This window comes from Streptomyces sp. W16, assembly GCF_033194735.1.
Taxonomy (GTDB): Bacteria; Actinomycetota; Actinomycetes; order Streptomycetales; family Streptomycetaceae; genus Streptomyces.
This window is the reverse complement of record NZ_JAWOAI010000147.1, coordinates 1-20001: the sequence shown is the minus strand read 5'-3', so window position 1 is coordinate 20001 and position 20001 is coordinate 1. Positions and strand designations below refer to the sequence as shown.

16 protein-coding genes and 2 pseudogenes are annotated in these 20001 nt (G+C 69.5%); 10 read left to right on the top strand and 8 right to left on the bottom strand.

Translation table 11 applies throughout. The features are described 5' to 3' along the window. The 3 genes and pseudogenes from R6V09_RS20855 to R6V09_RS20845 form a co-directional block, all read left to right on the top strand. Positions 1–247: pseudogene (locus R6V09_RS20855) on the top strand (sugar kinase); the annotation flags it as partial. A gap of 151 nt (positions 248–398) precedes the next feature. Continuing rightward, positions 399–2132 (top strand): ABC transporter ATP-binding protein, encoded by a 1734-nt coding sequence (locus R6V09_RS20850; RefSeq protein ID WP_317882932.1) that lies wholly within the window; start codon positions 399–401, stop codon positions 2130–2132. Continuing rightward, on the top strand, positions 2132–4060 hold the full coding sequence (locus R6V09_RS20845; protein WP_317882931.1) for an ABC transporter ATP-binding protein: 1929 nt from the start codon (positions 2132–2134) through the stop codon (positions 4058–4060). Before R6V09_RS20850 ends, R6V09_RS20845 begins: the two co-directional genes overlap by 1 nt. Before the next feature lie 203 nt (positions 4061–4263). Here R6V09_RS20845 and R6V09_RS20840 read toward each other — a convergent pair whose 3' ends face one another. The 5 genes from R6V09_RS20840 to R6V09_RS20820 all read right to left on the bottom strand — a co-directional run bounded on the left by R6V09_RS20840 (position 4264) and on the right by R6V09_RS20820 (position 11261). Further along, on the bottom strand, positions 4264–5574 hold the full coding sequence (locus R6V09_RS20840) for an RNA polymerase sigma factor (RefSeq protein ID WP_317882930.1): 1311 nt from the start codon (positions 5572–5574) through the stop codon (positions 4264–4266). A gap of 81 nt (positions 5575–5655) precedes the next feature. Continuing rightward, positions 5656–7560, bottom strand: a complete 1905-nt coding sequence (dnaG, locus tag R6V09_RS20835) for a DNA primase (protein ID WP_317882929.1) — start codon at positions 7558–7560, stop codon at positions 5656–5658. Between the two features lie 47 nt (positions 7561–7607). Beyond that, a complete protein-coding gene (locus tag R6V09_RS20830; protein WP_317882928.1) occupies positions 7608–8873 on the bottom strand; it encodes an NAD(P)/FAD-dependent oxidoreductase in 1266 nt (421 codons plus the stop codon). 93 nt (positions 8874–8966) lie between these two features. Beyond that, complete coding sequence (locus R6V09_RS20825) at positions 8967–10247, bottom strand: deoxyguanosinetriphosphate triphosphohydrolase (protein ID WP_317882927.1); 1281 nt, start codon at positions 10245–10247, stop codon at positions 8967–8969. Positions 10248–10394: 147 nt separating this feature from the next. After that, on the bottom strand, positions 10395–11261 hold the full coding sequence (locus R6V09_RS20820) for a sirohydrochlorin chelatase (RefSeq protein ID WP_317882926.1): 867 nt from the start codon (positions 11259–11261) through the stop codon (positions 10395–10397). 222 nt (positions 11262–11483) lie between these two features. Between R6V09_RS20820 and R6V09_RS20815 the strand changes: the two genes are divergently transcribed. Further along, positions 11484–12170: a SanA/YdcF family protein gene (locus R6V09_RS20815; RefSeq protein WP_317882925.1), complete on the top strand. Its 687-nt coding sequence runs from the start codon at positions 11484–11486 to the stop codon at positions 12168–12170. On the opposite strand, the gene R6V09_RS20810 is transcribed toward R6V09_RS20815, so the two are convergent. Further along, positions 12142–12597 carry a gamma-glutamylcyclotransferase family protein gene (locus tag R6V09_RS20810; RefSeq protein ID WP_317882924.1) on the bottom strand — a complete coding sequence of 152 codons (456 nt, stop codon included), beginning with the start codon at positions 12595–12597 and terminating at the stop codon, positions 12142–12144. The two genes, R6V09_RS20815 and R6V09_RS20810, sit on opposite strands and share 29 nt — an antisense overlap. A gap of 110 nt (positions 12598–12707) precedes the next feature. On the opposite strand from R6V09_RS20810, the gene R6V09_RS20805 reads away from it, so the two are divergent. The 3 genes from R6V09_RS20805 to R6V09_RS20795 all read left to right on the top strand — a co-directional run bounded on the left by R6V09_RS20805 (position 12708) and on the right by R6V09_RS20795 (position 15891). After that, entirely contained in the window at positions 12708–14351 is a 1644-nt protein-coding gene (locus R6V09_RS20805) for a M4 family metallopeptidase (RefSeq protein WP_317882923.1), read from the top strand. Between the two features lie 91 nt (positions 14352–14442). Then, positions 14443–14919, top strand: a complete 477-nt coding sequence (locus R6V09_RS20800; RefSeq protein ID WP_317882922.1) for a carboxymuconolactone decarboxylase family protein — start codon at positions 14443–14445, stop codon at positions 14917–14919. A 36-nt stretch (positions 14920–14955) separates the two neighbouring features. Continuing rightward, positions 14956–15891 carry an RNA polymerase sigma-70 factor gene (locus R6V09_RS20795; RefSeq protein ID WP_317882921.1) on the top strand — a complete coding sequence of 312 codons (936 nt, stop codon included), beginning with the start codon at positions 14956–14958 and terminating at the stop codon, positions 15889–15891. 90 nt (positions 15892–15981) lie between these two features. Here the strand turns inward: R6V09_RS20795 and R6V09_RS20790 are convergent, their stop codons facing one another. Further along, complete coding sequence (locus R6V09_RS20790; RefSeq protein WP_317882920.1) at positions 15982–17487, bottom strand: MFS transporter; 1506 nt, start codon at positions 17485–17487, stop codon at positions 15982–15984. Between the two features lie 150 nt (positions 17488–17637). Between R6V09_RS20790 and R6V09_RS20785 the strand changes: the two genes are divergently transcribed. Then, positions 17638–18369 (top strand): TetR/AcrR family transcriptional regulator, encoded by a 732-nt coding sequence (locus tag R6V09_RS20785; protein WP_317882919.1) that lies wholly within the window; start codon positions 17638–17640, stop codon positions 18367–18369. A gap of 22 nt (positions 18370–18391) precedes the next feature. Here R6V09_RS20785 and R6V09_RS20780 read toward each other — a convergent pair whose 3' ends face one another. After that, positions 18392–18982, bottom strand: coding sequence for an NADPH-dependent FMN reductase (locus tag R6V09_RS20780; protein ID WP_317882918.1), 591 nt, complete (start codon positions 18980–18982; stop codon positions 18392–18394). Positions 18983–19247: 265 nt separating this feature from the next. Between R6V09_RS20780 and R6V09_RS20775 the strand changes: the two genes are divergently transcribed. Both R6V09_RS20775 and R6V09_RS20770 read left to right on the top strand, forming a co-directional pair. Then, on the top strand, positions 19248–19766 hold the full coding sequence (locus tag R6V09_RS20775) for a hypothetical protein (RefSeq protein ID WP_262063681.1): 519 nt from the start codon (positions 19248–19250) through the stop codon (positions 19764–19766). Between the two features lie 117 nt (positions 19767–19883). Continuing rightward, positions 19884–20001, top strand: a pseudogene (locus tag R6V09_RS20770) (class F sortase); the annotation flags it as partial.

The window sequence follows — 20001 nt, the reverse complement described above, 5'->3', positions numbered from 1 at the left end:
CGCGCTCTTCGGGACCCAGATCGTCGTACCGCAGCCGGCCGACTACGCGGCGATCGGTGCCGCCCGGCAGGCCGCGTGGGCGCTCGGAGTCTCGCAGGGGACGCTGGACCCGCGTACCCCGCCGCCCTGGCAGGGTCCGGTCGCGCAGGTGCTGGAGCCGGGTGACGAACTGGCCGTAGGGCAGGCGGTGCGGCAGCAGTACGTGTCCGTACGGGAACAGACCCATCCGGGGGCGTTCCGCTCGTAGGAGTTCACGCGTTGCGCTCTTAAGGGTTCATAAGGGCGCATGTGGCACTGCTCTTGGCTTAATCAGTTGAGGTAACGCGGGTGGAGTGTCGGACGATGGGGGCGAGGGGCAGACAGCCCACCCCCCACCCGCCGACTCCGAGAGACCCAGCGTGCTCATACGACTTCTGCGGACCTATCTCAGGCCCTACAGGAAACCCATCGCCCTGCTGGTGCTGCTGCAGTTCCTGCAGACCTGCGCCACCCTCTACCTGCCCACCCTGAACGCGCACATCATCGACAACGGTGTCGTGAAGGGGGACACCGGTTACATCCTGTCGTTCGGTGCCCTGATGATCGGGATCTCGCTGGTCCAGGTCGTGTGCAATACCGGTGCCGTCTACTACGGCGCCCGCACCGCGGCGGCCGTCGGCCGGGACATCCGGGGCGCCATCTTCGACCGGGTGCAGTCGTTCTCGGCCCGCGAGGTCGGTCACTTCGGCGCGCCCTCGCTGATCACCCGTACGACCAATGACGTCCAGCAGGTCCAGATGCTGGCCCTGATGACGTTCACGCTGCTCGTGTCGGCGCCGATCATGTGCGTCGGCGGGATCATCCTGGCGCTCGGTCTCGATGTACCGCTGTCCGGGGTGCTGATCGCGGTGGTGCCGACACTGACCATCTGCGTGACGATCATCGTGCGCCGGCTGCGCCCGCTGTTCCGGTCGATGCAGGTGCGCCTCGACTCGGTGAACCGGGTGCTGCGCGAGCAGATCACCGGCAACCGTGTGATCCGCGCGTTCGTCCGGGACGAGTACGAGAAGGACCGGTTCCGGAAGGCCAACTCCGATCTCACCGAGATGCAGCTGAAGACGGGCAATCTGCTCGCGCTGATGTTCCCGGTGGTCATGACCACGGTGAACCTGTCGTCGATCGCCGTCGTGTGGTTCGGTGCGCACCGGATCGACAGCGGCGGGATGCAGATCGGCGATCTGACCGCGTTCCTCGCCTATCTGATGCAGATCGTGATGTCCGTGATGATGGCCACCTTCATGTTCATGATGGTGCCGCGCGCGGAGGTCTGTGCCGAGCGCATCGAGGAGGTCCTCGACACCGAGAGCAGTGTCGTGCCGCCGGTGGCTCCCGTCTTCGAACTGCGCCGACACGGGCATCTGGAGGTCCGCGGGGTCGGCTTCTGTTACCCGGGCGCCGAGGAACCCGTACTGAAGTCCATCGACCTGGTGGCCCGCCCGGGCGAGACGACGGCCGTGATCGGCTCGACCGGCAGCGGAAAGTCCACCCTTCTGAGTCTGGTCCCGCGCCTGGTTGACGCGACCGACGGCGAAGTCCTCGTCGACGGTGTCGACGTGTCGACCATCGACCCGGTACTGCTGGCCAAGACGGTCGGCCTGGTCCCGCAGAAGCCGTACCTCTTCGCGGGCACGGTCGCCACCAACCTCCGCTACGGCAACCCGGACGCGACGGACGAGGAGTTGTGGCACGCGCTGGAGGTGGCGCAGGCCAAGGGCTTCGTCGAGGGGCTGGAGAACGGGCTCGACTCCCCCATCGCGCAGGGCGGCACCAATGTCTCCGGCGGTCAGCGGCAGCGGCTCGCCATCGCCCGCACGCTGGTGCAGCGGCCGGAGATCTACCTCTTCGACGACTCCTTCTCCGCCCTCGACTACGCGACCGACGCGGCTCTGCGGGCGGCCCTCGCGCAGGAGACCGCCGAGGCGACCGTGGTGATCGTGGCGCAGCGGGTCGCCACCATCAGGGACGCCGACCGGATCGTCGTACTCGACGAGGGACGGGTCGTGGGGACGGGCCGGCATCACGAACTGATGGCGGACAACGAGACGTACCGAGAGATCGTGCTCTCCCAGCTCACGGAAGCGGAGGCAGCCTGATGGCCGGGCCCATGGGGCGGATGATGGCCGGGACGGGCCCCGACGCCCGTTCGATGGACTTCAAGGTGTCCGGCAAGCGGCTCATCGGCCAGTTCAAACCGGAGAGGCTCACCCTCGGCATCCTGCTGGTGTGCGTGGTGGTGAGCGTCGGGCTGAACGTGGTCGGGCCGAAGATCCTCGGCAACGCCACCGACCTGGTCTTCGCGGGCATCATCGGGCGGCAGATGCCGGCCGGGACGACCAAGGCGCAGGCCCTCCAGGCGATGCGCGACCGGGGCCAGGGCTCGGTCGCGGACATGCTCAAGAGCACGGACTTCACCCCGGGCAAGGGCATCGACTTCACCTCGGTGGGGCATGTGCTGCTGCTCGCGCTGGGCACGTTCCTGGTGGCCGGGCTGCTGATGGCGGTGGCGACCCGGATGGTCAACCGGGCGGTCAACCGGACCATGTTCCGGCTGCGCGAGAGCGTGCAGACGAAGATGTCGCGGCTCCCGCTGTCGTACTTCGACAAGCGGCAGCGCGGTGAAGTGCTGTCGCGCGCGACCAACGACATCGACAACATCGGGCAGACGCTCCAGCAGTCGATGGGCCAGCTCATCAACTCGCTGCTCACGATCATCGGCGTCCTCGCGATGATGTTCTGGGTGTCCTGGCTGCTCGCCCTGGTCGCGCTGGTGACCGTGCCGCTGTCGTTCCTCGTCGCCACCCGCATCGGCAAGCGCTCGCAGCCGCACTTCGTGCAGCAGTGGCGCTCGACGGGGAAGCTCAACGCGCACGTCGAGGAGATGTACACCGGGCACACCCTGGTGAAGGTGTTCGGGCGGCAGGACGAGTCGGCGCAGCTCTTCGCCGAGCAGAACGACGCGCTCTACGAGGCGGGGTTCAAGGCGCAGTTCAACAGCGGTGTCATGCAGCCGCTGATGATGTTCATCTCGAACCTCAACTACGTGCTGGTGGCCGTGGTCGGCGGCCTGCGGGTCGCGTCCGGCTCGCTCTCGATCGGTGACGTGCAGGCCTTCGTCCAGTACTCACGCCAGTTCTCGATGCCGCTGACGCAGGTCGCGTCGATGGCGAACCTCGTGCAGTCCGGTGTCGCCTCCGCCGAGCGGATCTTCGAACTCCTCGACGCCGAGGAGCAGACGGCCGACCCGATGCCGGGCGAACGCCCCGAGGAACTCCGCGGCCTGGTCGCCCTGGAGCACGTCTCCTTCCGCTACGACCCCGACAAGCCGCTCATCGAGGACCTCTCGCTGACGGTGGAACCGGGCCACACGGTCGCGATCGTCGGCCCGACGGGCGCCGGCAAGACCACCCTGGTCAACCTCCTCATGCGGTTCTACGAGGTCTCCGGCGGGCGCATCACCCTCGACGGTGTCGACATCGCGAAGATGTCCCGGGACGAACTCCGTTCCGGCATCGGCATGGTGCTCCAGGACACCTGGCTGTTCGGCGGCTCGATCGCCGACAACATCGCGTACGGGGCCTCTCGCGAGGTCACCCGGGGCGAGATCGAGGAGGCGGCGCGGGCGGCGCACGCCGACCGGTTCGTCCGTACGCTGCCAGACGGCTACGACACCGTGATCGACGACGAGGGCACGGGGGTCAGCGCCGGTGAGAAGCAGCTCATCACCATCGCGCGGGCGTTCCTGTCCGACCCGACGATCCTGGTCCTCGACGAGGCGACGTCGTCTGTCGACACCCGTACGGAGGTCCTGATCCAGAAGGCCATGGCCAAACTCGCCCATGGGCGTACGTCGTTCGTCATTGCCCACCGGCTCTCCACGATCCGGGATGCCGACACGATCCTGGTCATGGAGAACGGGGCGATCGTCGAACAGGGCGCGCACGCGGATCTGTTGGCGGCGGATGGCGCGTACGCGCGGTTGTACAAGGCGCAGTTCGCGCAGGCTGTGGCCGAAGTGGACTAGCTGGTTTGTGGTGAGTGCCACGATGGGTCGTCGTTCGGCTGACGGTCCGTCGTGGCTGGTCGCGCAGTTCCCCGCGCCCCTAAAAGCACCTCGGCTGAGGTCTCTTCAGGGGCGCGGGGATCCTCTGAAAGAACAGGGTGGGCCCGGGTCTTTAGGGGCGCGGGGAACTGCGCGACCAGCCCCCACCGGGCCCGCAGACGGCATCAGTCCAGATAGCCCCTCAGCTGATCCGCAAAAGCATGGTCCCGCAGCTTGTTGAGCGTCTTCGACTCGATCTGTCGGATCCGTTCCCGGGTCACCCCGAAGATGCGGCCGATCTCCTCCAGCGTTCGCGGACGCCCGTCCGCCAGCCCGTACCTGAGCTGTACGACCTTGCGCTCACGCTCGCCCAGCGTCGACAGGACCGCCTCCAGGTGCTGCCTGAGGAGGATGAACGCGGCCGACTCCACGGGACTCGTGGCGTCGCCGTCCTCGATCAGGTCGCCGAGGGCGACGTCGTCCTCCTCCCCCACCGGCGCGTGCAGCGAGACCGGTTCCTGGGCCAGGCGCAGGACCTCGCTGACGCGTTCGGGGGCGAGGTCGAGGTGGTCGGCCACCTCTTCCGGGGTCGGCTCGTAGCCGCGCTCCTGGAGCATCCGGCGCTGGACGCGGACGACGCGGTTGATCAGTTCGACGACGTGGACCGGGACGCGGATGGTGCGGGCCTGGTCGGCGAGGGCGCGGGACATGGCCTGGCGGATCCACCAGGTCGCGTACGTCGAGAACTTGTAGCCGCGGGCGTAGTCGAATTTCTCAACTGCCCTGATCAGACCGAGGTTTCCCTCCTGGACGAGGTCGAGCATGGTCAGCCCTCGTCCCACGTACCGCTTGGCGACGGACACCACGAGCCTCAGGTTCGCCTCGATCAGGCGGCGCTTGGCCATCCGGCCCATGACGACCAACTTGTCCAGGTCAAGGGCGAGTTGGCTGTCCAGGTCGGTGGCGCCGCCGAGCTTCTCCTCGGCGAACAGGCCGGCCTCGACGCGGCGGGCGAGGTCGACCTCCTCGGCCGCGGTGAGCAGCGGGATGCGGCCGATCTCGCGCAGGTACTGGCGGAACAGGTCCGAGGAGGGCGCGCCGTTGTCGGCGGCGACCCGGCTGCGGGGCCGTACGGCGGGCTCGGGGGCCTCTGCGGTCTCCACCGCTTCGGCCGTCGGTTCTTCGAGCTCGGGCGGGCTCTCCGCTTCCACGGTTTCGGGGTGGTGCGCGGCACGGCTCTGCGGGGGGACGGTCGCGAGGACATCGGTCTCCGCTTCCGCTTCCGCGCCGTCCGTCGTGCTGGTCTCGGTCTGGTCGAGGGTCTGGGTCTGCACGGGGGCGACCTCCAGGATGATCGCTGCCAGGGGGTACGGCAGCGGTACTTCAGGGGCGGAGTGGGCGGCCTCGCCGCAATCCGTCCCGTACTCGATGAGCGGAACCGCGGGGGTGAAGGACCCGCCGGGGACGGATCGGCCGCGCTCCGAGGACTCAGGCACCGGAACCCAGTGTGGAGTACGACACATCGCCGCCACGAGGGGCGTGCGGTGACTTTTTGAGTCCGTTCCGTAACTACGCGCTCAGAGCGCTGTGGCGCCGTGCACCTGGAGTGCCTGGTCGTACTGCTGAAGTACCCACAACTCGTTCTGTACGGCGGCCAGTTCCGCCGAGTCTCCGTGGCTGCCGAGGCGGGTGAGCGTGCCCTGGACGTCGTGGATCCGGCGCACTACGGCTCTTCGGCGGACGGTGACGAGCTGCTCGCCCGCGTAGTTCTCGTCGACCGTGCGGCGCAGGATCGCCTCCACCGCGAGCTCGGTGACCATCGCGCGGACCGCGTCGTCCGGTGCGGCCTCGCGGACGCGGACGAGGTAGTCCTGGGCGTCCTGGAGGCCGTATTCGGCGCCGCCCGCCTCGATGATCGCCTCGCGTACGGCGGCGTAGGGCGGGGCGGTGAACTCGTCGACGCCGTACGCGTCGAAGGCCGGGGAGACCAACTCGGGGCGCTGGAGGGCGAGTTTGAGGAGTTCGCGTTCGGTGGCGAAGACCGGGTTGCGGAGGGTGAGGGCGGGGCCGCCGGTCGGGGGGCGGGGGGTGGTGTCGTACTGCTGCTGGGCGCCGCCCCTCGTCGGTGCCGGGCCCTTGCCGCCGCGGTCGCGGGCCCAACGGGCAAGCTGGGCAACCCTCTTGACCACGAACTGGGTGTCGAGGATGCCGAGCATGCCGGCGAGCTGGACGGCGACCTCGTGCTGGGCGCCACTGTTCTTGATGCGGGCGACGATGGGGGCGGCCTCGTCCAGGGCGGAGGCGCGGCCCGCGGGGGTGTCGAGGTCGTAGCGGACGACGATCTGGCGGAGCGCGAACTCGAAGAGCGGGGTGCGGGGTTCGACCAGGTCGGCGACCGCCTGGTCGCCCTTGGCGAGGCGCAGCTCGCACGGGTCCATGTTGTCGGGCGCGATCGCGATGTATGTCTCGGCGGCGAACTTCTGGTCGTCCTCGAAGGCGCGCAGGGCCGCCTTCTGGCCGGCCGCGTCGCCGTCGAAGGTGAAGATCACGCGCGCCGAGCCGTTGTCCATCAACAGCCTGCGGAGGATCTTGATGTGGTCGGTGCCGAAGGCCGTGCCGCAGGTCGCGATCGCCGTCGTCACTCCCGCCAGATGGCAGGCCATGACGTCGGTGTAGCCCTCGACGACCACCGCGCGGCTGGACTTGGCGATGTCCTTCTTCGCGAGGTCGATGCCGTAGAGGACCTGGGACTTCCTGTAGATCGCGGTGTCGGGCGTGTTGAGGTACTTCGGGCCGTTGTCCGACTCGTAGAGCTTCCTCGCGCCGAAGCCGACGACCTCGCCGCCGATGTCGCGGATCGGCCACATCAGCCGGCCTCGGAAGCGGTCGATGGGGCCGCGGCGGCCCTCCTGGGAGAGGCCGGAGAGGAGGATCTCCTTGTCGCTGAAGCCCTTGCCGCGGAGGTATTTGGTGAGGTGGTCCCAGCCCTGGGGGCTGTAGCCGACGGAGAAGTGCTCGGCGGCGGACTGGTCGAAGCCGCGCTCGGCGAGGAACTTGCGGCCGGTGTCCGCCTCGGGGCTGACGGCGAGCTGCTCCACGTAGAAGTCGGCGGCGACCTTGTGGGCCTCGACCAGGCGGATGCGCTCGCCGCGCTGGTGGGAGGGGTTGTACCCACCCTCCTCGTACCGCAGCGTGATGCCGGCCTGAGCGGCAAGGCGCTCGACCGACTCCGAGAAGGTGAGGTGGTCGACCTTCATCACGAACGTGATGGTGTCGCCGCCCTCCTGGCAGCCGAAGCAGTGGAAGAGCCCCTTGCTCGGGCTGACCTGGAAGGACGGCGACTTCTCGTCGTGGAACGGGCAGAGGCCCTTGAGGTTGCCGCCGCCCGCGTTCCGCAGCTGGAGGTACTCGGACACCACGGCGTCGATCGGGACCGCGTCCCGAACCGCCTTCACGTCCTCGTCGTTGATCCGTCCTGCCACGCGTGAATTCTACGGGGCCGGACTGACACCAGTGACGACGAGACCGTTCAGACGCCCAGGCTGTCCAGCGGAACGTGTGGGTCCGCCAGTGCCTCGGTGTTCACCTGTGCCCTGGAGCGGATGAGCTGCTGGATGGGCTCTGTGACGTCCCACACATTCACATTCATCCCGGCCAGCACGCGTCCCTCCTTCAGCCAGAAGGCGATGAACTCGCGCTTGCCCGCGTCTCCCCGGATCACCACTTCGTCGTAGGAGCCCGGGGGCGCCCAGCCGGAGTACTCCATACCCATGTCGTACTGGTCGGAGAAGAAATAGGGCACGCGGTCGTAGGTGACGTCCTTGCCGAGCATCGCGCGGGCCGCCGCCGGGCCGCCGTTGAGGGCGTTGGCCCAGTGCTCCACCCGTAGCCGGGTGTCGAAGAGGGCGTGGTGGAAGGCGGCCACGTCGCCGGCCGCGTAGATGTCGGGGTCGGAGGTGCGCAGCCGTTCGTCGACCGCGATGCCGCCGCCGTGCGCGCGGTCGGCCAGCTCAAGGCCGGCCGCCTCGGCGAGCGCGGTGCGGGGGGCCGCTCCGATCGCTGCGAGGACGTCGTGCGCGGGGTGCTCCTCGCCGTCGTCGGTACGGGCGGCCAGCACCATGCCGTCCTGGCCGACGATCTCGGTGAGCCTGGCGCCGAAGTGGAAACGGACGCCGTGCTCGGCGTGCAGGTCGGCGAAGATCTGGCCCAGTTCGGGTCCGAGGACCCCGTGCAGCGGGGTCTGGGACGGTTCCACGACGGTGACCTCGGCGCCGTACTCGCGGGCCGCCGCAGCGACCTCCAGGCCGATCCAGCCGCCGCCGGCGATCACCAGATGGCCGTTGTCCCGGCCCAGGGAGGCGAGGACACCCTTGAGGCGCTCGGCGTGCGAGAGGCGGCGCAGGTGGTGGACGCCCGCGAGGTCCGTGCCCGGGATGTCGAGGCGGCGGGGCTCGGAGCCGGTGGCGATGAGCAACTTGTCGTAGTGGACAAGGGTGCCGTCGTCTCCGAAGCGCACCGTCTTCGCCGTACGGTCGATGGCGTCGACGGTCTGGCCGAGGTGCAGCTCGATGTCGTTGCGCGCATACCAGGCGGGTTCGTGGACGAAGACGCTGTCGCGCTCCTCTTTACCGAGGAGGTAGCCCTTGGACAACGGCGGGCGCTCGTACGGGTGGTCGCGTTCGTCGCAGATCAGTATCACGCGGCCGGTGAAGCCCTCCGCTCGGAGCGCCTCGGCCGCCTTGGCGCCGGCCAGGCCTCCTCCGACGATGACGAATGTCTGATCCGCGTCGACCACTTGATGCCTCCTCGTAAGGGTGCCGTCATATGCGAGCGTCCCGCACGCAGCGTGATGCGGGAAGGGGGTGTGGCCCGATCAGGCCACGGAGGGTCACATTCGGTATTGTTTCGCGTCACTGTGCCCCAGCGATGTGAGATGCGCGTGAAGAGACCGCGCCGACGCGTCGGTCAATGACGCGATCTGATCGACGATCACCCGCTTGCGAGCCCGGTCGTCGGGCGCCTCGTCGAACTGGGCGCGGAACTGCGGCTCCAGACCGTCGGGCGCGCGCGTCGTGAGCACCTCGGCGAGTTCGGCGACCACGATGCGCTCGTCGGCGCGGATCCGCTCCTGCTCGGCGCGCTGCATGACGTACCGGTCGGCGACCGCCTTGAGGACCGCGCACTCCAGCCGTGCCTCGCGCGGTACGACGAGTTCGGCGTCGTAGCGGGTGAGGCGGCCGGTGCCGTACCTCGCGCGCGTGGCGGTCTCGGCGGCCAGGCAGAAGCGGCCGATGAGCTGGCTGGTGGCGTCCTTGAGGCGGGCCTGCGCGACGGCCGAACCGTCGTAACCGTGCGGCCACCACGGCTCGTTCTGGAGCCGGTCCAGTGCCTCGGCGAGTTCGTCGGGGGCCGTGTCCGCGGAGACGTAGCGGCCGATGGCCACCTTGAAGACCTCTTGGCGCTCCGGTTCGGCGTGCAGGTAGTTGGGGTCGACGTGGCCGGCGTGCAGACCGTCCTCGACGTCGTGCACCGAGTACGCCACGTCGTCCGACCAGTCCATCACCTGTGCCTCGAAGCACGTGCGCGTGCCGGGGGCGCCCTTGCGGACCCAGTCGAAGACGGGCCTGTCGTCGTCGTAGACACCGAACTTGGGGGACTTGGGGTCGGTGGGGTGGGCTCCGCGCGGCCAGGGGTACTTGGTGGCCGCGTCCAAGGCGGCTCGAGTGAGGTTGAGGCCTACGGAGCCCTCGGCGGTGAAGCGCTTGGGCTCGATACGCGTGAGGAGTCTCAGGGATTGCGCGTTGCCCTCGAAGCCGCCGCAGTCGTCGGCGAATTCGTTGAGTGCCTGTTCGCCGTTGTGGCCGAAGGGTGGGTGGCCCAGGTCGTGGGAGAGGCACGCGGCTTCTACGAGGTCGGGGTCGCAGCCGAGGGCTGCGCCGAGCTCGCGGCCGACTTGGGCGCACTCCAGGGAGTGGGTCAGGCGGGTGCGGGGGCTGGCGTCCCAGGCCTGGCTGCGGGTTCCCGGTGTGACCACCTGGGTTTTGCCGGCGAGTCTTCTGAGTGCGGCGGAGTGAAGTACGCGCGCGCGGTCACGCTGAAAGGCTGTGCGGCCGGGGCGTTTGTCAGGTTCGGGGGCCCAGCGTTCGGTTGCGTGCGCGTCGTAGGACATGTCTCGACAGTAAGCGGCGGCAGTGACAATTCGGGAGTTGCGGGGCGCCTATGCGTCTGCCGGGTGCGGTTTCGTTTGCGGATGCGGGTCGCATGTGGCTGGTCGCGCAGTTCCCCGCGCCCCTAGAAGACACAGCTCCCGTAGGTATTAAGCCGACGCCAACTCCGGGGCCGTGACTTCCGTCGTCGCCAGCGCCTGGTCGTAGCGGTGGAGGACCAGCCTCGCCATCGCGGGGTGGGCGCCCAGGGGTGCCGATGCGATCCAGGGGGCCGCCTCGGCGCACTGTGTCGCGAAGCGGCCGGGGGCCGTGAAGCAGGATGCCACCGCGACCCTGTGGCGGCCTCGGGCGGCCAGCGCGCGGACGGCTGTCTGGACCGTGGGGGTCGCCGCTGAGGCGTAGGCGGGGATCACGGGGACTCCGAGGCGGTCGGCGAGGAGTTGGGCCGTGTGGTTGGTGTCCAGCTTGGATTCCGGGTCCCGGGAGCCCGCTGCGGCCAGGACGACGGCGCTGCCCCGGCGGGACTGCTCGTCCGTCCTGGTGCGCCAACCCGCCTCCACCAGGCGGTCGTAGAGGGTCTCCACGAGGAGGGGGTGGGGGCCCAACGGGGGTGCCACGCGCGCGCGTGCCTGTGCCTCGGCGGCCAACTCGGGGATGTCCCGCTTGACGTGGTAGCCGCGGGCCAGGAGGAGGGGGACGAGGACGGCGTCCGTGGGGCCGAGTGCGGTGAGGGTGTCCGGGAGGCGGGGCTCGTTGAGTTCGATGTGGCCCAGGTGGACGGGGAGGCCGGGGCGCAGTTCGCGGACGCGTTCCACGAGGGCTCGTACGGTGCTCAGGGCGCGCGGGTCGCGGCTGCCGTGCGCGACCAGGACGAGCGCGGGCGGGCCGGGGCGGCGGCTGCCGTTCAGGGAGACGAGGCTGAGCTGGCTGGCGAGCTGACTGCTGATCCGGTTCATGAGATGCGCCGTACTGTCGAGGGTCGTGGACTCGTCGTGGGGATGATGCGACGCCGTCATGGAGCGATGGTGTCGGTAGGACGTTGCCGTGCCGTTGCACCGGAATGACGGGTGTTTTCCGGGGATTCACGGTGGGGTGCCCGGGGTGTGTGAGGTGATGTGACCTGCGGATTCGGCGTTCACAGTGAAGCCGGTCACACTGCGGGCGGCGAACCGGAGGACGTTACAGCGCGTCTGTGGTTGTCGAAACCGAACGCGGAGGGGCCCCCGTTGATACGTCTGATGCGCCGCCTGAGACTTCGCCGACCTCGGCTGCCACGCACGCGTGCCGGGTGGCGGCAGCTTGTGCAGGGGGTGGCCCTCGGCTGTGTTCTCGCGCTGCTTCCGGCGACCTGGCTGTGGGTGGCGACGACGGACCGGTTGCGGACTCTTCAGGACGCGCCGCACACCGATGTGGCCGTGGTCTTCGGGGCCGGGCTGTGGGACGGCGAACCGTCGCCGTATCTCGCGCACCGGCTGGACGCGGCGGCCACGCTGTACCGGGAGGGCCGGGTGAAGGTCGTCCTGGTGACCGGTGACAACAGCCGCAAGGACTACGACGAGCCGGACGCGATGCGCGTCTACCTGGCCAAGCACGGGGTGCCACGCGCGCGCGTGGTGACCGACTACGCCGGCTTCGACACCTGGGACTCCTGTGTCCGCGCCAAGAAGATCTTCGGCGTCGACAAGGCCGTGCTCATCAGCCAGAGGTTCCACATCCGGCGGGCGGTCGCGCTGTGCGAGGCGGCGGGGGTCGACTCGTACGGCGTCGGGGTCGACGACAAGCACGACGCGACCTGGTACTACGGCGGCACCCGCGAGGTGTTCGCGGCGGGCAAGGCGGCGCTGGACGCGGCGTTCCGGCCCGATCCGCATTTCCTCGGGAAGAAGGAGACGGGGGTCACGCGGGCCCTGGCCGCCGGCAACTGAGGCCCCTTAAGCGGCGGTCGAGCCAGTCGCCGCCCTCGATCAGTTTGCCGTGGGTGCGCAGGGCGGCGGTGACGGCGGGGGCCGCGAGGTACACCCAGGCGCGTACGGCCGTGCCGTCGGCGTCGCGGGTCACCGGGCGTTCGACGCGCTCGTAGAGGTTGCGCGGGTCGCCGGGGGCGTAGTCCTCAAGTCGGTCGAGGGCGCGGAGGAGTTGGGGGTACGACGCGGGGCGCGCGGTGACGAGTTCGCCGACGACCACCGAGCCGGGGTCCTCGACGGCGTACGGGTAGCCGGGGCCTTCGTAGAGGGCGGCGCCGTGCAGGCGTCCCGGTTCCTCCGACTCCGTGTGGCCGCGCAGGAAGAGGTCGTGGTTGGGCTCGCCGGGGCGGAGGGTGCCGTAGACGAAGAAGGGGAGGGGCGTCGTCATCACTCTCCAGTCTTTGCACGCGCTATGGACACGACATGTCATGACCTCTTAAATCTCATTCAACATCAACGCGGCCCCCACGCCCCCCACTTGCGTTCTTGAGGAGACCGATGAGTCTGACACGGCACGTTCATGGTTCCCGTCTCGCCACGGCAGGTATCGCGGCCGGTGCCGCGACCCTGCTGGCCGCCACCCTCGCCCCCACCGCCCACGCCGTCGACCGGCCTACCCGGAGCACCGCGATCGCGAACGCCGCGTCCGCGCTGGTGGCCCATGCCACGAGTCTGGGGCTGACGGCCTCGGAGGGCACGTCGGTCCGGGACGTGATCGTCGACCGGGACGGCACGCAGCACGTCCGTTACGACCGGACGTACCGTCAACTCCCGGTGCTCGGGGGTGACTTCGTGGTGCACCTGGCTGCCAACGGGAGTTATCGGAGCGCCGACCGTGCGACCCGCGCCTCCATATCCCTGTCGTCCGTGACACCGAAGGTGGCCGCTCCGAAGGCGGCGGACCTGGCGGTGAACGCGTTGCGGGCCGCGCATCTCGGCGAGGCGCTCAAGGGGATAACCGCCAAGCCACAGCTCATAGTTGACGCCCTGCACGGCACCCCGAAGCTCGCCTGGCGGACGAACGTCGTCGCCAAGGACTCGCTCGGCAACCCGGTCGCCCGCACGGTGTTGACCGACGCCCGCACCGGCGCCCGGATCGACGCCTGGGACAGTGTGGAGACGGCGACCGGCGACGGGCAGTCGCTGTACAGCGGGACGGTGCCGCTGGAGACGACACTGTCGGGATCGGCGTACCAGCTCAAGGACGCGACACGCGGCGGGACCTACACCGGTGACGCGGCGAACAAGACGGACCTGTGCATCCTCGGCATCTGCATCAGCCGGGCGCCGTCCACGGTGTTCACGGACGCCGACAACCACTGGGGCACGGGGGCGAGTTCGGACCGTTCGTCGGCCGCGGTGGACGCCCAGTACGGCACGAACGAGACCTGGGACTACTACAAGAACGTCCACGGCCGCAACGGCATCGCGGGCGACGGGAAGGGCTCGTACAACCGGGTCCACTACGGCAACAGTTACAACAACGCCTTCTGGGACGACAGTTGCTTCTGCATGACGTACGGCGACGGTGACGGGACGCAGCTCGGTCCGCTGGTGGCGCTGGACGTCGCCGGGCACGAGATGACGCACGGGGTGACGTCCAAGACGGCGGCGCTGACCTACTCGGGCGAGTCCGGCGGACTGAACGAGGCGACCTCCGACATCATGGGCACGCTGGTGGAGTGGTACGCCAACAACGCCTCCGACAAGGGGGATTACCTCATCGGCGAGAAGATCGTCCGCTCCGGATTCGGCCGGTCGGCACTGCGGTACATGGACAAGCCGTCCAAGGACGGCAACTCCGCGGACTGCTGGAGTTCGACGGTCGGGAATCTGGACGTCCACTACTCGTCGGGCGTCGCGAACCACTTCGCCTATCTCCTCGCGGAGGGCAGCGGCGCGAAGACCGTCAACGGGGTCGACTACAACTCGCCCACGTGCAACGGCTCTTCGGTCGGCGGGATCGGCCGGGACAAGCTGGGGGCCATCTGGTACCGGGCGCTGACGGTCTACATGACGTCCTCGACGAACTACGCCGGGGCCCGGACGGCGACACTCAGTGCGGCCAAGGATCTCTACGGCGTGGGGAGTTCGGAGTACAACGCGGTGGCCGCGGCCTGGAGCGCGGTCAACGTGGGGTGAGACCCGGGTCACATGCGTCCATGTCACAGGGGAACGGGCCGTCTCGTCTCGTGGGTGTAGCCACTGACGACGACGGCCCACGGAGGGCACCATGGACGCACGACTCAACTTCCTCGCCAGCCCGACCGCCGGCAAGGCCGCCAAGCAGTTCATGGCGGTCGGCAGGTCGCTCAAGGGTTCCCAACTGCCCGCTCTGACCCAGGAGTTGGTGGCACTGCGGGTCAGCCAGATCAACGGCTGCGCAGTCTGCGTCGACATGCACACCAAGGAGGCCGTCGCGGCCGGCGAGACCTCGGTGCGGCTGAACCTGGTCGCGGCGTGGCGCGAGGCCACGGTCTTCACCGACGAAGAACGGGCCGCGCTGCAACTGGCGGAGGAGGGGACCCGGGTCGCGGACGCGACCGGCGGGGTGAGTGACGAGGTGTGGGCGCACGCCGCCAAGCACTACGACGACGAGCAGCTCACCAGCCTGGTCATCCTGGTCTCCTTCATGAACTCGGTGAACCGGCTGAACATCATCACCCGCCAGCCGTGCGCGGGCGACTACGAGCCCGGCATGTTCGGCTGAACCGCACCCGCACCGGCCAGGACGAGGAGATCCCGCGTGAGCGAAACCGACCGGAAGGCCCAGGAGTTCGAGGAACTGCGACCGCTGCTGTTCTCGATCGCCTATCGGATCCTGGGCAGTGTGGGCGAGGCCGAGGACGCGGTGCAGGAGACCTGGCTGCGCTACGACGGCTCGGCGACCCGGCCCACCTCGACCAAGTCGTTCCTGTCGGCCACGGTCACGCGGATCTCGATCGACGTACTGCGTTCGGCGCGGGTACGGCGGGAGGAGTACGTCGGGCCGTGGTTCCCGGAGCCGCTGCTGAACGACCCGTACCAGGATCCGGCGCGGTCGGTGGAGCTCGCCGACTCGGTGTCGATGGCGGCGCTCCTGCTGCTGGAGCAACTCAGCCCGCTGGAGCGGGCGGTGTTCGTCCTGCGGGAGGTGTTCGCCTTCGGCTTCGACGAGATCGCCACGACGGTGGGGCGCTCGGAGTCGGCGTGCCGCCAACTGCTGGTGCGGGCGCGGCGGCACATGGCGGACCGGCGGCCCCGGTTCGCCGCGGACCGGCAGGAACGGCAGGAGCTGGCGACCCGGTTCTTCGACGCGCTGAAGGACGGTGATGTGGGCGGGCTGCGTGAACTGCTGGCCGCCAACGTGCAGTTCGTCGGGGACGGCGGCGGCAAGGCGCCGCAGCTGGCCAAGGCCGTCATGGGCGCGGAGAACGTGGCCCGGGTGCTCGGCACGGTCTTCCCCCGGCTGATCCGGATCGACGTGTCGTTCGAACCGCACGAGGTCAACGGCCAGCCCGGCGCGCTCTTCCGCGACCGCGACGGCAAGGTGCTCCACACCCTGGCCCTCGACATGCTCGACGGCCAGATCCAGACCATCCGCGCGGTGATCAACCCCGACAAGCTCAGCCACCTCGGCCCGGTCGCCGACGCCTGGGCCGTCGACCGCGAGCTGAGGCAGGCCAGGCGGCGGACGGACTGACTGACGGACCAGACCGGTTGACTGACCGACGTGGCGACAAGGCCGTCGCCCGCATCGGGCAACGGCCTTGTCCTGTAGGTGAGTCGAGGTTCAGGCGGCCAACTCCCTTTCGCCCGAGCCCTGTTCCGCGATGGCCGCCTCCCGCTTGCCGTCCCGCATCACCACGGCCGCCAGCACCGCCGCCGCGACCACGCCGACCGCGCTGACGGTGAAGGTCGTTGACATGGAGTGGGTGAACGCCTCCCGGGCCGCGCGGACCAGCCCCGCGTCCCCGTGCGCCGCCGCCAGCGCCCCGCCGATCGAGTGCCTGGCCTCCTCGGACGTACCGGAGGGCATCTCGTCGGCGAAGCCGCTCGACAGGAGGGAGCCGAGGATCGCGATGCCCAGGGCCGTACCGGCCTGCTGGATGGTGTCGTTGAGGGCCGAGCCGACGCCCGCCTTGTCCTCGGGGATCGTGCCCATCAGCGCGCCCACCGCCGCCGGCATCGCGAGGCCCGCGCCCAGGCCGAGCAGTCCGAGCGCCACCGCCGGGACGGTGAAGCCGGTGTCGGCCGTGACCGTCGTGAGCAGGGCGAAGGACGAGGCCATCACCAGCATTCCGGCCAGGATGAGGTACCGGTGGCCGTACCTGGCGGTGAACTTGGCGCCGGCCGCGTTGCCGACGAGCGCGGTGACGGCCAGCGGGACGAAGGCCAGGCCCGCCTTGACCGGCGAGTAGCCGAGCACGAACTGCAGATACTGCGTGAGCACCAGCAGCAGACCGCCGTTGCCGATCTGGACCAGGGTCAGGGAGAGCGAACCACCGCTGAAATTACGGTGCTTGAAGAGGACCAGGGGGACCATCGGGGTCGGGGTGACGTTCTCCCAGACGATGAATCCGGCGAGTGCGACGACGGCCACGACCAGGGTGACGAGCCCTCGGCCCGCGAACGCGCCGTGCTGCGGGATCTCGATGATCCACCAGATCAGCGCCGTCATCCCGACCGCCGACAGCACCGCGCCCAGCGGATCCGGCTTCTGCCACGGGCCCTTCGACTCGGGCATCAGCGTCACCCCGGCCACGAGGGCGAGCGCCACGACCGGCACGTTGAGGAAGAAGATGGAGTGCCAGGAGAAGTGGTCGATCAGTACGCCGCCCAGCACCGGGCTGCCGACCAGCGCGAGCATCGACACCGAACCCCAGGCCGCCATCGCCTTCCCGCGTTCCTCCGCGTCGAAGACCGTGATGAGTATCGAGAGCGTCGACGGCATGATCAGCGCGCCGCCCACCCCCATCGCCACCCGTACGGCGATCACCTCGCCGGGGTTCACGCAGAACGTCGCCGCCAGTGAGGCGGCCCCGAAGAGCACCAGCCCGATGAGCATCACCTTCCGGCGGCCGAAGCGGTCGCCGAGGCTTCCGGAGGTCAGCAGCAGGCCGGCGAAGACCAGGATGTAGGAGTCGAGGATCCACTGCGTGTCCTGGGCACTCGCCCCGATGCTCTCGGTCATCGACGGCACCGCCACGGTCAGCGCCATGCTGTCGACCACCAGGACCAGCGAGCTGAGGCACAGCACGACGAGGATCCACCAGCGCCGGGGATTACGGGTTTCCATGGGGCTTCCCTTCACGTCACAGTCATCGGCCGGCTTTGTGCGTACACCGTTCCTTCGATGCGAACACTGTACGCACAGAGGAACAGTGTGCGCAATCCTTGAACTCTGTACGCTGGATGCGAACGACGTACGCACGAAGGAGCCGTCCAGATGGCCGCCAGGACCAAGCCGAACCCCATCCCCTCCGTGTGGGCCCGTGAGCGGCGTACGCCCGATCAGCCCGCGCTCAGCCGGGACGCGATCGTCCGCGAGGCGATCGCGATGCTGGACGCCGACGGCATCGAGGCGCTGAGCATGCGCAAGCTCGGTGCCCGCCTGGGCGCCGGCGCGACCTCCCTCTACCGGCATGTCGCGACCAAGGACGAGCTGATGGAACTCGCGGTGGACGAGGTCGCCGCCGAGATCCACGTCCCGGACGCGGACACCGCCGACTGGCGCGCCGCCGTCACCGAGGCCGCCGGCTCCTTCCGTACGACCGCACTGCGGCACCCCTGGCTGTCCTCGGTGCTCGGGCAGGCCGGGCTCGCCTATCTCGGCCCCAACCTCATGTCCTTCTCGGAGCGGCTGGCCGCGCTGTTCACGGCCGTCGGGTTCCCCGAGCCGAGCGGCGCGATCGACGCCGTCCTGTCGTACACGATCGGCATGAGCACCACGGAGGCCGCCTGGCTCACCACGGTCGCCCGGTCCGGGGAGAGCGAGGCCGAGTTCATCGCCCGGCTGATGCCGGCCGCCCGGCAGGCCGCGGCCGGGCACGCCCATCTCGCCGGTTCCTACGCCGAGTCGGCCGCCACGGCCACCGACCCGGTGGCCCTGCGCGACGGCAAGTTCGCCTACGGCCTTGAGGTCGTCCTCGACGGACTGTCACTGCGGTTGGCGCGTTAAGGGCCCGTCCGCCAGGCCGGCCTCACACGGAGTCGTACGGCCGCGTCTCCCGCGCCTCCTTCAACGCCCGTCCCCACCACACCAGTTGGTCGAGCATCGCCTTCGCCGCCGCGTCCGGGGCCGTGGGGTCCTTGAGGAGGCCGCGGTCGTCGAAGTTCGTGCCCGCGTTGTGGAAGGAGACGGTGTCGCGGACCGTGACGGCGTGGAGTTCGGCGAAGACCTGGCGGAGGTGTTCCACCGCGCGCAGGCCGCCCGCGAGGCCGCCGTAGGAGACGAGGGCGACGGGCTTGGCGCGCCACTCGGTGAAGTGCCAGTCGATCAGGTTCTTGAGGCCGGCGGGGAAGGAGTGGTTGTACTCGGGGGTGAGGACGACGAAGGCGTCGGCGGAGGCCAGTTTCGGGGTGATGGCGGCCAGTGCCGCGGTCGCCTCCGGGGTCGGGGCGAGGGTCGTGGGCAGGTGGGCGGTGTCGGCGACGTCGACGACCTGGAGGGTGAGGTCGGCGTGGTCGCCGACGTGGGTGAGGAGCCAGTCGGCGACGACCGGGCCGAAGCGGCCGTGGCGGTTGCTGCCGATGACGACGGTGACGGTCAGGGGAGCGGTTTCGGTGTCCATGCCTGGCAGCCTGGTACCTCAACCAATCTTGAGGTCAAGTCTGACCGGTCGTCACCCGTTCACACGCTCGGCGTGCGCTCTTCGGGTAGTCCTTCGGGACGGGGTCGCCGTACCCCTATGACCTGCTGAAACAGCGAGCGGGCGGGTCGCCGTGACCCCTTTCTGACACCCATTCACCACACTTCTGACGCGCGCTCAGGAAGCGGGCTCGGCCCGGTGCCACTTACCTCGGAAGGGCAGCCAACCACAGCTCGGAGGAGCACCGATGCGACGTACCGCCCGCCTGTTGACCGGTACCGCGCTCGCCGTCGCCGCCGCGGGTCTCGCGACCGCACCGGCGTACGGCGGCGAGACCGGCAGCCTGGAGGTGTTCCCGTCGAGCGCCGTGCCGGGCGGCGACGTCACGGTGAACACGGCCGCGTGCGGGGACGGCGGTACGGCGGCCGGTGACGCCAGCGCGGTGGGCGCCGGCACGTTCACGCTGGCGCCGAGCACGCACGAGGGCGATGCGATCGGACAGTTCAAGGTGCCGCCGAGCGCGCAGCCGGGGACGTACGAGATCGTCGCGAAGTGCACGGACGGCCGGCAGGTCAGCGGCGATCTGATGGTGACGCTGGCCTCGATGCGGCAGCAGGTGCAGCCGCGCGGAAGTGTGAAGACGGGGGTCGGTGGCGCCTTGGGCCCCGACCCCGTGCAGACCGCGGCCGGTGTGGCGGCTCTCGCCGTCGCCGCCGCGGGCGGTACCTGGCTCCTGCATCGCCGGGCGAGAGGCGACGGGATCTGACGGACACCCTCCGCTGTCCGTCCGCCGGTACCGCAAGTCCCCTCCCCCTCCGGGTCCGACGCCCCTCGTGACCCGGAGGGGGGCGCGGGGCAGCCAGTTGCTGGAGAGGGGTTCGTCATGCGTTTCGGCAACACCGCGATAGGGGCCGTCACCGTGGTCGCGCTCTGCACGGGCGCGTGGCTGCTGACCAGTGGCCGCGAGACGAACGCGCCGCCGCAGCCGTCCGCCGCCGAGG

What these genes read in the sequence shown, in the direction of transcription:
- R6V09_RS20845 (WP_317882931.1), top strand. Translation starts at nt 2,132, where the DNA reads ATGGCCGGGCCCATGGGGCGGATGATGGCCGGGACGGGCCCCGACGCC.
- R6V09_RS20825 (WP_317882927.1), bottom strand. Translation starts at nt 10,247, where the DNA reads ATGTCCTACGACGCGCACGCAACCGAACGCTGGGCCCCCGAACCTGAC.
- R6V09_RS20820 (WP_317882926.1), bottom strand. Translation starts at nt 11,261, where the DNA reads ATGACGGCGTCGCATCATCCCCACGACGAGTCCACGACCCTCGACAGT.
- R6V09_RS20815 (WP_317882925.1), top strand. Translation starts at nt 11,484, where the DNA reads ATGCGCCGCCTGAGACTTCGCCGACCTCGGCTGCCACGCACGCGTGCC.
- R6V09_RS20810 (WP_317882924.1), bottom strand. Translation starts at nt 12,597, where the DNA reads ATGACGACGCCCCTCCCCTTCTTCGTCTACGGCACCCTCCGCCCCGGC.
- R6V09_RS20805 (WP_317882923.1), top strand. Translation starts at nt 12,708, where the DNA reads ATGAGTCTGACACGGCACGTTCATGGTTCCCGTCTCGCCACGGCAGGT.
- R6V09_RS20800 (WP_317882922.1), top strand. Translation starts at nt 14,443, where the DNA reads ATGGACGCACGACTCAACTTCCTCGCCAGCCCGACCGCCGGCAAGGCC.
- R6V09_RS20790 (WP_317882920.1), bottom strand. Translation starts at nt 17,487, where the DNA reads ATGGAAACCCGTAATCCCCGGCGCTGGTGGATCCTCGTCGTGCTGTGC.
- R6V09_RS20785 (WP_317882919.1), top strand. Translation starts at nt 17,638, where the DNA reads ATGGCCGCCAGGACCAAGCCGAACCCCATCCCCTCCGTGTGGGCCCGT.
- R6V09_RS20780 (WP_317882918.1), bottom strand. Translation starts at nt 18,982, where the DNA reads ATGGACACCGAAACCGCTCCCCTGACCGTCACCGTCGTCATCGGCAGC.
- R6V09_RS20775 (WP_262063681.1), top strand. Translation starts at nt 19,248, where the DNA reads ATGCGACGTACCGCCCGCCTGTTGACCGGTACCGCGCTCGCCGTCGCC.